This is a genomic window from Subtercola boreus (assembly GCF_003399635.1).
GTDB classification, from domain to species: domain Bacteria; phylum Actinomycetota; class Actinomycetes; order Actinomycetales; family Microbacteriaceae; genus Subtercola; species Subtercola boreus_B.
Window position 1 is genome coordinate 39,714 of record NZ_NBXB01000013.1, and the last position, 14,008, is coordinate 53,721.

15 protein-coding genes are annotated in these 14,008 nt (G+C 68.3%); 13 read left to right on the forward strand and 2 right to left on the reverse strand.

All coding sequences use genetic code 11. From position 1 onward, the window contains the following. The first annotated feature begins 78 nt into the window (after positions 1-78). The 7 genes from B7R22_RS04495 (at position 79) to mutM (ending at position 6,456) form a co-directional block, all read left to right on the forward strand. Complete coding sequence (locus tag B7R22_RS04495) at positions 79-1,233, forward strand: ABC transporter substrate-binding protein (protein WP_116282202.1); 1,155 nt, start codon at positions 79-81, stop codon at positions 1,231-1,233. 98 nt (positions 1,234-1,331) lie between these two features. Beyond that, positions 1,332-2,669 (forward strand): aspartate aminotransferase family protein, encoded by a 1,338-nt coding sequence (locus B7R22_RS04500; protein WP_116410612.1) that lies wholly within the window; start codon positions 1,332-1,334, stop codon positions 2,667-2,669. Positions 2,670-2,775: 106 nt separating this feature from the next. Further along, a complete protein-coding gene (locus tag B7R22_RS04505; RefSeq protein ID WP_116410613.1) occupies positions 2,776-3,717 on the forward strand; it encodes a LysR family transcriptional regulator in 942 nt (313 codons plus the stop codon). A gap of 66 nt (positions 3,718-3,783) precedes the next feature. Beyond that, positions 3,784-4,404 (forward strand): YceD family protein, encoded by a 621-nt coding sequence (locus tag B7R22_RS04510; protein ID WP_116410614.1) that lies wholly within the window; start codon positions 3,784-3,786, stop codon positions 4,402-4,404. Between the two features lie 3 nt (positions 4,405-4,407). Then, a complete protein-coding gene (rpmF, locus tag B7R22_RS04515) occupies positions 4,408-4,611 on the forward strand; it encodes a 50S ribosomal protein L32 (RefSeq protein ID WP_116282206.1) in 204 nt (67 codons plus the stop codon). 94 nt (positions 4,612-4,705) lie between these two features. Then, a complete protein-coding gene (gene rnc / locus B7R22_RS04520) occupies positions 4,706-5,467 on the forward strand; it encodes a ribonuclease III (protein WP_116410615.1) in 762 nt (253 codons plus the stop codon). Continuing rightward, on the forward strand, positions 5,467-6,456 hold the full coding sequence (gene mutM, locus B7R22_RS04525; RefSeq protein ID WP_116410616.1) for a bifunctional DNA-formamidopyrimidine glycosylase/DNA-(apurinic or apyrimidinic site) lyase: 990 nt from the start codon (positions 5,467-5,469) through the stop codon (positions 6,454-6,456). Before rnc ends, mutM begins: the two co-directional genes overlap by 1 nt. A 64-nt stretch (positions 6,457-6,520) precedes the next feature. Here mutM and B7R22_RS04530 read toward each other — a convergent pair whose 3' ends face one another. After that, positions 6,521-7,240 (reverse strand): YoaK family protein, encoded by a 720-nt coding sequence (locus B7R22_RS04530; RefSeq protein ID WP_367379174.1) that lies wholly within the window; start codon positions 7,238-7,240, stop codon positions 6,521-6,523. 69 nt (positions 7,241-7,309) lie between these two features. Between B7R22_RS04530 and B7R22_RS04535 the strand changes: the two genes are divergently transcribed. Genes B7R22_RS04535 through B7R22_RS04550 form a run of 4 tightly spaced genes read left to right on the forward strand, consistent with a single transcriptional unit; the run spans position 7,310 to position 12,019 of the window. Then, positions 7,310-8,404: an acetamidase/formamidase family protein gene (locus B7R22_RS04535; protein ID WP_116410617.1), complete on the forward strand. Its 1,095-nt coding sequence runs from the start codon at positions 7,310-7,312 to the stop codon at positions 8,402-8,404. 47 nt (positions 8,405-8,451) lie between these two features. After that, positions 8,452-9,807 carry a pyridoxal-phosphate-dependent aminotransferase family protein gene (locus B7R22_RS04540; RefSeq protein ID WP_437184134.1) on the forward strand — a complete coding sequence of 452 codons (1,356 nt, stop codon included), beginning with the start codon at positions 8,452-8,454 and terminating at the stop codon, positions 9,805-9,807. Beyond that, complete coding sequence (locus tag B7R22_RS04545) at positions 9,804-11,156, forward strand: allantoate amidohydrolase (protein ID WP_116410619.1); 1,353 nt, start codon at positions 9,804-9,806, stop codon at positions 11,154-11,156. Before B7R22_RS04540 ends, B7R22_RS04545 begins: the two co-directional genes overlap by 4 nt. After that, positions 11,156-12,019: a MurR/RpiR family transcriptional regulator gene (locus tag B7R22_RS04550; protein WP_116410620.1), complete on the forward strand. Its 864-nt coding sequence runs from the start codon at positions 11,156-11,158 to the stop codon at positions 12,017-12,019. The genes B7R22_RS04545 and B7R22_RS04550 overlap by 1 nt, the downstream gene beginning before the upstream one ends. Before the next feature lie 13 nt (positions 12,020-12,032). On the opposite strand, the gene B7R22_RS04555 is transcribed toward B7R22_RS04550, so the two are convergent. Continuing rightward, positions 12,033-12,647 (reverse strand): nucleotidyltransferase family protein, encoded by a 615-nt coding sequence (locus B7R22_RS04555; RefSeq protein WP_216363391.1) that lies wholly within the window; start codon positions 12,645-12,647, stop codon positions 12,033-12,035. An 81-nt stretch (positions 12,648-12,728) separates the two neighbouring features. Between B7R22_RS04555 and uraD the strand changes: the two genes are divergently transcribed. Further along, positions 12,729-13,208, forward strand: coding sequence for a 2-oxo-4-hydroxy-4-carboxy-5-ureidoimidazoline decarboxylase (uraD, locus tag B7R22_RS04560; RefSeq protein WP_301182590.1), 480 nt, complete (start codon positions 12,729-12,731; stop codon positions 13,206-13,208). After that, entirely contained in the window at positions 13,205-13,546 is a 342-nt protein-coding gene (uraH, locus tag B7R22_RS04565) for a hydroxyisourate hydrolase (RefSeq protein ID WP_116410621.1), read from the forward strand. The genes uraD and uraH overlap by 4 nt, the downstream gene beginning before the upstream one ends. Positions 13,547-14,008: the final 462 nt, after the last annotated feature.

Consider the following 14,008-nt stretch of genomic DNA (forward strand, 5'->3'; position numbering starts at 1 on the left):
CACCACCGTTCCACCTGCACCACCCCCGCATCACCTTCACCGCACCACCCGTCCAGCACACAGATCAACGGAGGAAAGATGAAGCACAGCAGACGCATCACCCTCGGCGCGGCAGCCATCGCCGCGTCGGCAGCCCTCATCCTGAGCGGATGCTCGAGCTCATCGGGCACCGGCGACACTGCCAGCTCGAGCGGGGGAGCCCTGACCCCCGTGAAGCTGCAGTTGCAGTGGTTCACGCAGGCGCAGTTCGCGGGCTACTACGCCGCCCTCGACCAGGGCTACTTCGCCGACGAGGGCCTCGACGTCACCATCGTCGAAGGCGGAACGGACATCGTTCCCCAGACCCAGCTGGCCGACGGCGCCGTGGACTACGCCGTCGCCTGGGTTCCGAAGGCGCTCGCATCGCGCGAGCAGGGCGCCGGCATCACCGATGTCGCCCAGATCCTTCAGAAGTCGGGCACCCTGCAGGTGTCGATGGCCGACAAGAACATCACGACCGCCGCCGATCTCAAGGGCAAGACCGTCGGCAACTGGGGCTACGGCAACGAGTTCGAGATGTTCGCCGGCATCACCAAGGCGGGTCTCGATCCCGCGACCGACGTCAAACTCGTTCAGCAGGCGTTCGACGAGTCGGGCCTCCTCGACGGGTCGATCGACGCCGCGCAGGCCGAGACCTACAACGAGTACGCGCAGATCCTCGAGACCATGAACCCGGCGACCGGCAAGCTGTACCAGCCGAGCGACCTCAACGTGATCGACTGGAACACCGAGGGCACCGCAATGCTCCAGGATGCGATCTGGGCGAACACCGAGAAGCTCAACAGCGACCAGGCCTACCAGGACCAGACCGTGAAGTTCCTCACGGCCGCGCTCAAAGGCTGGATCTACGCCCGTGACAACCCCGAGAAGGCTTCTGCCATCGTCGTGGCCAAGGGATCGCAGCTCGGCGCGAGCCACCAGCTCTGGCAGACCAATGAGATCAACAAGCTCATCTGGCCGTCGGCAGCCGGCGTCGGAATCATCGATGACGCCTCCTGGAAGCAGACCGTCGACGTCGCCATGACGGCCAAGAACCTCGAAGGCACCACCGTCATCACGAAGGCGCCCGACTCCGACGCGTACACGAACACCTACGTGCAGAAGGCGCTCGACGCGCTGAAGGCAGAGGGCGTCGACGTCACGGGCACCTCCTACAAGCCCATCACCGTCACCCTCACCGAGGGCGGCAAATAAGAATCCGCACCACCCCGGGCCGGGCATCCGTCGTCGCCCTCACAAGCGGCAGGCACCGGATGCCCGGCTCACCACTCGACACGAAGAAGGCACCACTCATGGATCTCAACCCCGAAGACGGAAAGCTCGCCTACGAACTCGACCGCGCCCACGTCTTCCACTCCTGGTCGGCTCAGGCCGCGCTGAAGCCGATGGTCATCGCCGGCGGCCTCGGCAGTACCGTCTGGGACTTCGACGGCAACCGCTACCTCGACTTCTCGAGCCAGCTCATCAACGTGAACATCGGTCACCAGCACCCGGCCGTGACCGCGGCCATCCGCGCGCAGACCGAGGTGCTCACCACCGTCGCCCCCGCAGCGGCGAACCTCGCGCGGGGCAGAGCCGCCCAGCGCATCCTCGAACGGGCCGGCCACGACTTCAGCAAGGTCTTCTTCACCAACGGCGGCGCGGACGCCAACGAGAACGCCTTTCGCATGGCCAGGCTCTACACCGGGCGAGACAAGATCCTCTCGACCTACCGCTCGTACCATGGCAACACCGGGGCAGCGGTCGTCGCGACAGGCGACTGGCGGCGGATGCCCAACGAGTACGCTCGCGGCCACGTCCACTTCTTCGGGCCCTACGAGTACCGGAGCGAGTTCTGGTCCTCGAGCCCGGAGGAGGAGTCGGCCCGAGCCCTCCACCACCTCGAACGGGTGATCGTCTCCGAGGGGGCGTCGGGGATCGCCGCCATCGTGCTCGAGACGATTCCCGGCACCGCGGGCATCCTCGTGCCGCCGCCCGGCTATCTCGCCGGAGTGCGGGCGCTCTCGGACAAGTACGGCATCATGCTCATCTTCGACGAGGTGATGTGCGGGTTCGGGCGCGCGGGCGGCTGGTTCGCGTTCCAGGCGCTCGGCCAGGTCGAGGGCGAGACGGTCGTGCCCGATCTCATCACCTTCGCGAAGGGCGTCAACTCGGGGTATGTGCCGGTCGGCGGGGTCATCATCCCGCCCTACATCGCTGAAGCCTTCGATGACACCGTCTTCCCCGGCGGCCTGACCTATTCCGGGCATCCACTCGCCATGGCCTCCATCGTCGGCGCGCTCGATGCAATGGCAGCCGAGGGCATCGTCGCCAATGCCGAACGCATCGGCCGCGACGTGCTCGGGCCCGGACTCCGCGCGCTGGCCGAGAAGCACGACGTCATCGGCGAGGTGCGGGGGATCGGTGTCTTCTGGGCGCTCGACCTGGTCGCCGACCGCGAGACGCGTGAGCCCCTCCCCGCTCGGACGATCGGTGTGCTCAAGGCGAAGCTGCTCTCCCTCGGACTCCTTCCGATGTTCGCCGACAACAGGCTGCACGTCGTGCCGCCCTGCGTGGTGACCGAGGAGGAGGTCGCCCAGGCGCTCGGCATCTTCGATGAGGCGTTCGCGTCGATCGCGGTGCGCGCCTGACGGGTGGCTGACGGCGGTGCGGCCGCACGTCACGCGCCGCGCCGCCCCGCCCCGCCACCCCGCACCTGAGCCACGCTTTCGCCGCTCGAACGAGTAGCGTTCCTACATGGACGTACGCCGGCTCGAACTGCTCCGAGAACTCGCGGAGCGCGGCAGCATCACCGAGGTAGCCCGGGCGACCCACCGCACGCCCTCAGCCGTCTCGCAGCAGCTGCGCGTGCTCGAGCGCGAGGCCGGCCTTCCCCTCACCGAGAAGGCCGGCCGCGGCATCGTGCTCACCGACGCCGGCCGGGCCCTCGCCCGGAGCGCCACGGATGTCGCCATCGCCCTCGAGCGCGCCGATGCGCTCTGGGACGAGTTCCGCCACGACCCCACGGGCGAGGTGTCGCTGGCGACCTTCCCGACCGGCGGCCAGATGCTCCTGCCCGGGGTGCTGCACCGGCTCGCCGGGCAGTCGGGCCTGACCCTCCACGCCAGCGACCGCGACCCCGTCTCCGAGGGCTTCCCCGACCTCACCAACGACTTCGACATCGTGGTCGCCCACGCGCCGTCCCGTCCGCCCTCGCTCTGGTACGGGCGGGGCCTCAGCATCGTGCATCTGATCACCGAGCCCCTCGACGTGGCGCTTCCCCCCGGGCATCCCCTCGCCGACCAGGCCAGCGTCAGCCCCTCGGACCTGATCGGTGAACAGTGGATCGGCGTCCCCTGGGGATACCCGTTCGAACGCACCCTCTACGACATCTCCGCAGCGGCGGGCGCGCCCGTCAACATCGTGCAGCGGTTCGCCGACACCCGCGTCACCGAGGCTCTCGTGTCCTCGGGCCTCGGCGTCGCGATCCTGCCCCGGTACACCGCCGGCGGCGCGTATCTCACGTCGGATTCCCTGCCGCGCATCGCGCTGAAGCCACTCTCCGGCATGCGGGCCGAGCGGCACATCTACGCTCTGATGCGCCCCGACCGCGCCGAGCGGCTCGCCGTGCGCACCATCGCCGATCTCCTCCGGGCCGAGGCCGACGCGATCCGCGAGGCGAACCCCACCCCCACCTGACCCGCCGACAGCAGACACCGGGCGACGACCCGCCGACCACCCGCCGAGGCAGGGTAAGCTCTCGCAGTGAGCAAATTCAACAAGACCCCGTTCACGGTCAACGTCTGGGACCTGATGCACGTGCCCGGCGAGCTCCGCGAACGCCAGCTCGACATCGTTGTGCCGGAGAAGATGGGTGAGGGCCTCGTCGCTGTCCAGGCAGGGGCGACACTCGAGATCGATGCCCGCCTGGAGAGCCTCCACGACGGCATCCTGGCCACCGTGAGGGTCGACACCGAGGCCTCCGGAGAGTGCAGTCGCTGCCTCCGAGACATCGAATTGCCGGTTCGAGTCGAGTTTGCGGAGCTTTTCGCGTATTCTCTTGACGAAGCTTTTGATTACGAGGTTCAGGCCGATCACATCGACCTCGAACCACTGATCAGGGATGCGGTTGTTCTCGCACTCCCGTTTCAGCCGGTTTGTCGGCCAGATTGCCCAGGACTCGACCCGGTCACGGGTGAGCGGCTGGAAGACCTGCCCGAGCGTGCCCCGCAGGAAGAATTCGATTCCCGTTGGTCGGCGCTGACCGGGCTGCTGGGCCCAAGCGGCTCGGGTGCACACGCTGAAACACTCCCAGAAGCTTCCACAGACACGGCAACCGACGGTGCGACTCCGTCTGCGAGCCCCACCGAGAGAGAAAAGAGTTAGCTCATGGCTGTACCGAAGCGAAAGATGTCGCGGGCCTCGACCCGCATGCGTCGTGCCCAGTGGAAGGCCACCGCGCCGACCCTGGTGAAGACGATCGAGAACGGCAAGACCACCTACAGTCTCCCGCACCGCGCGAAGGTTGTCGAAGACTCCGCCGGCACCGCGCTGTTCCTTGAATACAAGGGCCGCAAGGTCGCTGACGTATAGCATTTTCTCTGGCTCGCCCGCTGGGCGACGCGAATGAATCTGCGGCCGGGGTTCCGGCGATGTCAGACGGGGTGCGTTCGATCGGAGTGAGGCAGTGAGCAAGACGGCTGCAGCACCCGACCGGGCGCACCTTTTGTCGACTCTCGAGGTCCAGATTCCGGATGATCTGCTGCACCTTGCGCTGACCCACCGTTCCTGGTCGTACGAGAACGGCGGAGTGCCCACGAATGAGCGCCTCGAGTTCCTCGGCGACTCCATCCTCGGCCAGGCCGTGACGGTCATGCTCTACACCCGCTACCCCGACCGGGGCGAGGGTGAGCTGGCCAAGCGGCGCGCGAGCCTCGTCAGCACGGTGGCCCTGGCCGGTATCGGCCGGTCGATCGGGCTGGGAGCGTTCATCCTGCTCGGCAAGGGCGAAGACCTCACGGGCGGCCGGGCCAAGGCGTCGATCCTCGCCGACACGGTCGAGGCGCTCATTGGTGCGACCTACCTCGGGCTCGGTGGCGACGTCGCCACCGCTCTGGTGCTGCGCCTCGTCGAGCCGCTCATCTCGAACCCGGAGACCTTCGGCGAGTCGATGGACCCGAAGACCGAACTGCAGGAGCTCGCGGCAACCCTGGGCGACGCTGCCCCGGTCTACGAGATCGCCGAGAGCGGTCCCGACCACCGCAAGACATTCGTTGCAACGGTCACTGTCGGCTCCCTCGCCACCGCGACGGGTGAGGGGTCGAGCAAGAAGCAGGCCGAGTCGATCGCAGCCCGCCGGGCGTGCCTTTTGCTCGCGCCCCCTCGCCAGCAACAGGCCGCCCCTCTGGCGCCTGCTGCCTCGCCACCCGCGACGCAGCAGGCGCCGTAGTGCCCGAACTCCCCGAAGTCGAGGTCGTGCGCGCAGGTCTCGAACCCGCCGTGACCGGCTCGCTGATCACGGGCGTCGAGGTCTTCGACGTGCGCTCCCTGAAGCGGCACAGCGCGCTCGCCGGCCCGTTCGAGAGCCTGCTCTCCGGGCACCGGATACTCGCAGCCGTCCGCCGCGGAAAGTTCCTGTGGTTCCCGCTCTCCTCGGGCCGCGCCCTCGTGACGCACCTCGGCATGAGCGGGCAGGTGCTGCTGCGGGCACCGGGCGCGGTCGAAGACGGGCTGCTGCGCATCCGGGTCAGCATCGAGCATCCGGTGCAGGGTGAGCTCTGGGTGAACTTCGTCGACCAGCGCATCTTCGGCTCGATGGCCGTCGATGAGCTCGTTCCGACACCGGATGGCCGTGCCGCCGGATTCGCGGGCGCGGCCCTGCTCGAACCGGAGTGGGCGGCGCTCATCCCGAGCCAGGTGGCGCACATCGCGCGCGACCCCCTCGACCCTGCATTCGACGAGACGGCGTTCTTCTCGGCCCTGAAGCGCAAGAACACGGGAATCAAACGTGCCCTGCTCGACCAGACGCTCGTCAGCGGCATCGGCAACATCTACGCCGACGAAGCGCTCTGGGCCGCGAAACTGCACTACGAGCAGCCGACCTCGTCTCTCGGACCGCGGGTCGCCAGGCATCTGCTGGCGGAGGTGCGTCTCGTGCTCACGAAGGCCCTCGCCGAGGGCGGCACGAGTTTCGACGCCCAGTACGTCAATGTGAACGGGGCCTCGGGCTACTTCTCGCACAGCCTGAACGCCTACGGGCAGCAGGGGAAGCCGTGCCCGCGCTGCGGCCACCTCATCGTGCGCGAGCGTTTCATGAACCGCTCCTCCCACTTCTGCCCCCACTGCCAAAGACTCCGCCGCCCCGCTGCGGCCGCCCCCCGCCGCGCCGCAGCCATCCCGCCGCCCGCCACCACGCCGCCCGCCGCCACCACCCCCTGAACCGATCCACCGAAAACTGTCGCCTCACCTCCCGCAGAGCGACAGTTTTCGGTGGATCGGTCGCTCAGACCGACTTCGACGCAGCGCGCAATTCCGGCTCCTCTGTCGAGTAGCGCGCGCCGACGTGGCCGAGCACGGCGACGATCACCGTGATGAGCGCCGACAGCGACACACCCCAGCCGAGCCCGAGGCGGAGCAGCAACGCTCCCACCCCGGCGCCGGCCGCGATCAGCACGATCGCCGCGGCCCGCCGGAACCACGGCTGACCCTTCCCACCCGCCAGGCGCGAGTCGGCGGCGAACCCGGTGATGGTCGACGTCACGACGACAGTGGTGACATCCTTCACGCCGATGTGCCGCGCAGTGCCAGCCTGGATCCCCATCGCGATCGCGAGGAACATCGTCACGATGTACTCCTGTGGCTGCGGGGGTGTGCCGCCGTACACCAGCAGGCCGACCGCGAGCCCCACCATGATCACGGCGACCGCGGTCAGCAGCGAGGTGCTCCGATGGGTCCAGCCCTCCTTGATCGGCCGCAGCACCCGGCCGGCGATCACGGCGCCGAGCATGAAGCTGAGCAGGGCGATGACCGGCCCGATGACCGGCAGCCCGTCGGCCCCGGCCAGCGCCATGCCGAGGATGACGACGTTGCCCGTCATGTTCCCCGTGAACACCCGGTCGAGCCCCAGATAGCCGACTGCATCCACCACCCCTGTCGAGAAGGTGAGCGCGAGCATGAGGGCGAGGTGGAGGTTCGGGATGTTACGGCCGAGGCGCTTGGGCACGGGGATTCCTTGTCAGCGCGGCACTCGGCGCGCAGTACTCTCGAAGGGTGGACGAAAGGGCAGTGGAAGATGCAGTTTGACCCGCTCCAGCCGAACGCCGGCGCGATTCGATCCCCACACTATCTGCCTGCAACCGGCCGGAATGTGCTCTGGGGCCGCCTGCCGTGCGCCCGGGACGAAGCCGTGCTCGAGATCGAGTCGGGCGACGAGGTCACCATCGACACTCTCAGCCACGAGGGCATCCTCGAAGACCAGGGCCGGGACCCGCTGCGGTACTTCCAGGGCCACGGCGTCGACCGTCAACACATCCTCGACGACGCGATCGCCATTGCGGCCTCCAACTACCCGCGCGACAGGGCGGCCGACGGCCCGCACGTCGTGACCGGCCCGATCCGGGTGCGCGGGGCGAAGCCAGGCGACCTGCTGAAGATGACCCTCGTCGAGGCGCTGCCGCGCGTTCCCTACGGCGTCATCTCCAACCGGCACAGCAAGGGAGCGCTGCCGGGTGAGTACCCGGCGAGCCTCGGCGCCGTCAGTGTGTTCTCCCGCGTCGACGAAGACCCGGACGGCCGCCGCGTCGGCGTTCTGCCCGTCACCCCGGGGGGCCCGGACGTCGTGCGCTTTCCGCTGGCACCCTTCCTCGGCATCATGGGTGTCGCGGTCGCCGGTGACACCCGGCCGCACTCCGTTCCGCCCGGCGCGCACGGCGGCAACATCGACATCAACCTGCTGACCGCCGGCAACTCGCTCTATCTCCCGGTGCAGGTGGCCGGCGCCCTCGCCTATGTGGGTGACCCGCACTTCGCCCAGGGCGACGGCGAGGTGGCGCTCACCGCCATGGAGGCGTCGCTCCGGGTGACCGTGCGCTTCGAGCTTCTCAGCCAGTCGGATGCCCTGCAGCAGTTCGGCGCGCTCGTCGGCCCGCTCGCCGAGACCCGGGAGTTCCTCGTGCCGACAGGTATGAGCGTCGACCTCGACGAGGCGGTGCAGCACTGCGTGCGCGCGGCCATCTCCCTGCTGGGTGCCCGCTACGGCATGGAGCCGCACCTCGCTTACGCCTACCTCAGCGCGGCGACCGACTTCAACATCTCGCAGGTGGTCGACATCGTGAAGGGCGTCCACGCCCGCATCCGGGTCGCCGACTTCGCCGCGATCTCGAACTAAGCCAGAAAGTGGCCCCGCAATACGCGTGAAACATCTGTTGCATAAGCTTGTTTTCTGAAACACTTGACTCAGAGACATCCACAGCGCGCGAGGAGCACCCCATCAGCAGCCAGCCCATCAACCCACCGTCGCGGCTCCTGATGGGCCCGGGCCCGATCAACGCCGATCCCCGGGTGCTGCGTGCCATGTCGGCGCAGCTCCTCGGGCAGTACGACCCGGCGATGACCGCGTACATGACCGAGACGATGGGCCTCTACCGTGAGGTCTTCCGCACCGCGAACGAGCAGACGCTCCTCGTCGACGGAACCTCCCGGGCCGGCATCGAAGCGGCTCTCGTCAGCATGATCGAGCCGGGCGATCGTGTGCTCGTGCCGATCTTCGGTCGCTTCGGTCACCTGCTCCGCGAGATCGCCGAGCGCTGCGGGGCCGAGGTGCACGTGCGCGAGGTCGAGTGGGGCCAGGTCTTCACCCCCGAGCAGATCGAGCAGGCCATCCGCGAGACGAAGCCAAAGATCCTCGCCGTCGTGCACGGCGACACCTCCACCACCATGGCGCAGCCCCTCGACGAACTCGGCGCGATCTGCCGCGAGCACGACGTGATCTTCTACACGGATGTCACGGCCTCCCTCGCGGGCAATACCTTCGAGACCGACGCCTGGGGTCTCGACGCGGTCACCGCGGGACTCCAGAAATGCCTCGCCGGACCGAGCGGATCGGCTCCCGCAACGTTCTCGCCCCGCGCCGTCGAGCTGATCAACTCGCGCAAGAGCATCGAGGCGGGCATCCGTTCAGAAGGCGACGAGGTTCTCCGCGCCCCCATCCGTTCGAACTACTTCGACCTGGCCATGATCTTCGACTACTGGGGCGCCAAGCGCCTGAACCATCACACCGAGGCCACTTCGATGCTCTACGGTGCTCGCGAATGCGCCCGGCTGCTCGTCGACGAGGGCATCGGCAACGCCGTCGAGCGGCACCGGATTCACGGAGGAGCCATGCTCGAGGGCCTGAAGGGTCTCGGGCTCGAGATCTTCGGCGACCTCTCGCACAAGATGAACAACGTGACGGCCGTGTACATCCCCGACTCGGTCTCGGGCGACGCGGTGCGCGGGGAGTTGCTCGACGACTTCGGAATCGAGATCGGCACGTCGTTCGGCCCTCTGCACGGCAAAGTCTGGCGCATCGGCACGATGGGCTACAACGCTCGGAAGGACACCGTGTTGACGACACTCGCGGCGTTCGAGCAGGTGCTGCGCCGGGCAGGCGCGACGGTCACGGCCGGCGGGGGAGTGGGCGCGGCCTACGAGTTCTACGCGAATGCGAATGCGGATGCGGCTGCGGACCCGACCGACGGCGGGGCGGCCAGGGAGGCCGAACTGGCCGACCTCGAGCGAGCCGGCCTGTGACAACGCGGCATGCGAGCACCGACGTGATCGACCGCACCGGCGCGCTCTCCCTCCTTGCCCGCTCCGACGAGCTCGCCTCGTACAGCACCCTGCCGGGTGGCCTGATCCGTCGCGTCTACCTCACCGCTGAGCACCGCGCCGTCAATGCACTCGCCGGCCAGTGGATGATCGAGGCCGGCATGCGCACCTGGCAGGATGCCGCGGGCAATCAGTGCGGCCGCCTCGAGGGCAGCACCCCGGGGTTGCCGGCCCTGCTCCTCGGATCGCACCTCGACACGGTGCCCTCGGCCGGACGCTACGACGGCATCCTCGGGGTGCTCATCGCCATCGCGGCGGTGGACCGCATCCACGCCAGCGGCATCCGGCTCCCTTTCGCGCTCGAAGTGGTCGCATTCGGAGACGAGGAGGGAACCCGTTTCGGCCGCGCCCTGCTCGGCAGTCGAGCGCTCGCCGGAACCAGCGACCCTGCCTGGCTCGACCTCACCGACGAACAGGGCATCACCCTTCGCGAGGCCTACCGCGCGTTCGGGCTCGACCCCGACGCACTCGGCGCCGCGGCCCGGCGGCCGGAAGACCTCGTCGGCTATCTCGAAGCCCACATCGAGCAGGGCCCGTACCTCGAAGAGGCGGGCCACGCGCTGGGCATCGTCTCCACGATCGCCGGTGCACGCCGGTTCTCCCTCACCGTCAACGGCCGGGCCGGTCATTCGGGCACCCCGTTCGACCGCCGGCACGATGCGCTCGCGGGTGCCGCGGAGATCGTGACCCTCATCGAAGCCACGGCCCGGAGCGCCGGCCTCATCGCGACCGTCGGCCACCTCGAGGTTTTCCCCAATGCCGTGAACGTGATCCCGGGCCGGGTGGAGCTGAGCCTCGACCTGCGCGCCGAGTCCGACGCCGATCGCGACAGGGTCTGGGAGCAGATCAGTGACGCCCTGACGGAGATTTGCGACCGTCGCGGCTTGACCGTCGACGCCCGCCAGACGCACAGCGCACCGGCCGTGGCCTGCAGCGCGCGGCTTCGGGGCGCCGTCGCCGCGGGAATCGCCCGCACGGGCAACGCCGATCCGCTGCTCCTGCTCAGCCGCGCGGGACACGACGGGATGGCCGTGGCCGCGGTCACCGAGATCGCGATGCTCTTCATCCGCTGCCGGGGAGGTGTGAGCCACCATCCCGACGAGCACGTGCTCGCGGCGGATGTCGCGGCGGCGACCGACGCGTTCGAAGCCGCCGTGCTCGCGCTCGTCGCAGCCGAGACGTCGCGGCCGACCCCCGCCCCGTCGCGCCCGTCCGCCAACCCGTCCGCGGTTCCGCCCGCCGCCCACGCCGACGCCACCCCGCCGGCCTGATGCCGCGCCCGGCCGCTCCCGACGCGCCCATCGGCCAGCGCATCGATGAGAGCTACGCCGAACTCTCCCCGCAGGAGCAGCGCGCCGCCGACGTCATCCTCGCCCATCTTGATGACCTCGCGCTCTACAACGCCAGCGAGATAGCCCGGTTGAGCAGCGTCTCCAAGGCCACGGTCAGCAGACTCTTCCGCAGCCTCGGTTTCGCCGATGCGCAGGAGGTGCGGGAGCACGCGCGGGCCCTTCGAAGCCAGGGGATCCCCCTCGGCGGTGTCACCCTCGACGCCGAGCGCTCCTCGGCGATCGACACCCACCTCGCGCAGGAGCAGTCGAACCTCGCGGTGATGCTCACCACCGTCTCCGACGGCAGACTCGGCGAGGCGGCAGCCCTCATCGGGCGCGCGCGCCGGATCGTCGTGATCGGCCTCCGCAACTCGTATCCGGTCGCGCTGCACCTGCGCCAACAGCTCGTCCTGGGGTTCGAGGATGTGCGGCTCGCCCCGCAGCCCGGCCAGTCGATTGGCGAGGAACTGGCCGGACTGACCGACGGTGACGCCGTGGCGCTCGTCGGGTTCCGTCGTCGCCCGAGCGGGTTCGGCGGGGTTCTGGATGTCGCGTCCGACCTCCGGGTGCCGGTCGTGCTGCTCGCCGACAGCTCGGCGCGGCGTCACTCCGGCCGTGTCGCGGTGTACCTCGAGTGCCCCGTCGACAGCGTGCTCGCCGTGGACAGCTACGCCGCCGCAAACAGCCTCGTCGCTCTGCTCGCGACGGAGAGCCTAGCGGTCGCCGCTCGCGACAGCCGCACCCGGATCGCCTCCATCAACCGCCTCTACGACGGGCTCGACGAACTCGAACCCCGGTCCTGACGTGCGGGTGGCCTCACGGCCGAACGGTCTCCGCGCTGTCGATGTCCTCGCCGATCTCGAGATCCGAACACTCCACCGAGAGCGCGTCGTGCGCCCGCAGGTAGGCCCGCGCCCCCGAATCTCCGGCGAGGTCTTCGCAAAGATCCGCCCAGTGCACCCGGCCGATGAACACCGGATGCCCCGGACGCGAGTCGAACATCGCCTGCACGAGCGCCTCGCGCCGCTCGCTGCGCACGGAATCGGCCGCGGCTCTGACGCGGTCGATGGTCTCCGGTCGGAGCGAGGGAGTGTCGACCAGCGTCACGATGACTCCGTCGAGCTCGATCGAGGAGAGGGCGTCGATCCCGGCCCGGAGCGACTCCGACATCCCCTCGGCCCAGAGGTCTGCATTCCGCACGATGAGGCGCGGCTCGTTGCCGAAGGCGACCGCGATCAGCTGCGCGGCCTGCTGCGAGCCTGCCCCCAGAACGACGACGACCGGCGAGCATCCGGAATCCAGCAGTACCCGGGTGCCGCGCACGACCCAGGGCTCGCCGCCCCCGGTCTGAACCAGGGCCTTCGGCATGCCCATCCGACGGCCCGCGCCGGCGGCGAGCAGCATCCCGGCCACGCCCGCTTCGTCACTCACCCGTTCATCGTAGGTGTCAGCGCGCCGCTCCGCCCTAAGCTGAAGACACCGTCTGTCGACCAGGAGGTCACCCTGCTGAACCTGCAACCGTCCGAGCTCCGTGAGCTGCTCGTCCCGTGCCTGGCGGTTCCGCGCTGGGTGGACGAGGTGGTGGATGCCGCACCCTACGATTCGGTCGACTCACTTCTGGCAGGAGCCCGGCACGCTGCAACACCGCTGAGTCCCGCAGAGGTCGCTGAGGCTCTTGCCGAACACCCGCGGATCGGCGAGAAGCCGGCGGGGGAGGGTGCAGCGCAGAACTTCTCCCGGGGGGAGCAGGCGTCGACCGATGCGGACGACGCGGTTGTCAACGCAGGGTTAGCCGAGGGGAATGCCGAATACGAGCACCGCTTCGGCCGGATATTCCTGGTCAGGGCGAAAGGACGCACCCGCGCTGAGATCCTCGGGGAACTCCGCCGCAGGATGCTGCTCGACGATGCCACAGAGCTGCAGATCGTGGGTGCCGAACTGGCCGACATCGCCCTGCTCCGCCTCGAAACCTCCCTGGAGCAGTTGTCATGACCCGGAGCCACGTCACTTCACACGTTCTCGATTCGACTCTGGGGCGCCCGGCGTCGGGGGTACCGGTCTTGCTCGATCGTTCAGCCGACGGGGTCTGGATGCCCGTGGCCTCTGCCATCACCGACGACGACGGTCGCGCCACCTCCCTCGGGCCCGCCCTGTTGTCGGCGGGTACCTACCGGGTGACGTTCGACACCGCGGCGTACTTCGAAGCGACGGGGCAACAGATCTTCTACCCGTCGGTGTCGGTGTCGTTCGTATTGGCCGAGGAGGCCGAGCATTACCACATCCCCCTCCTCCTGAGCCCCTTCGCGTACTCGACCTACCGGGGCAGCTGAGGCGTGTTTTCGGGGGTTCGCGAGTCGATTTGCATTCTCGCCAAGACCTCCGTAATGTAACTACACGTCACCCCAAAGGTGCCGGAAAGCCGAAGTGCTTCTGGGCCTCAAGTGGGGGCCATCACACCTCAGAAACAGAAATGCCTCTGGCGTTTCTGTCGCTGCAGCGTAAGATGTAAAACCACTCCCGCAACGATCGGTTCGGGTTCTTTTGGCGACTTCGGTTGCAGCGAAGAACGCGGATTTGACAACGCGGCGGGAAGTGCTAAGGTAGTGAAGTTGCCCCGAACAGGGTCTGGTTCTGAGAACTGGATCGGTTTGGGAGCGTCCGATCTTTGAGAACTCAACAGCGTGCACATTGTCAAATGCCAAATCCCCGTGGCACTTTTTGGGTGTCCGGGTTCCTTTGGGAAATTGAAATTAGTAGGCCCTTCTTTGGGAGGGTTTACGGACAAGCAAGTC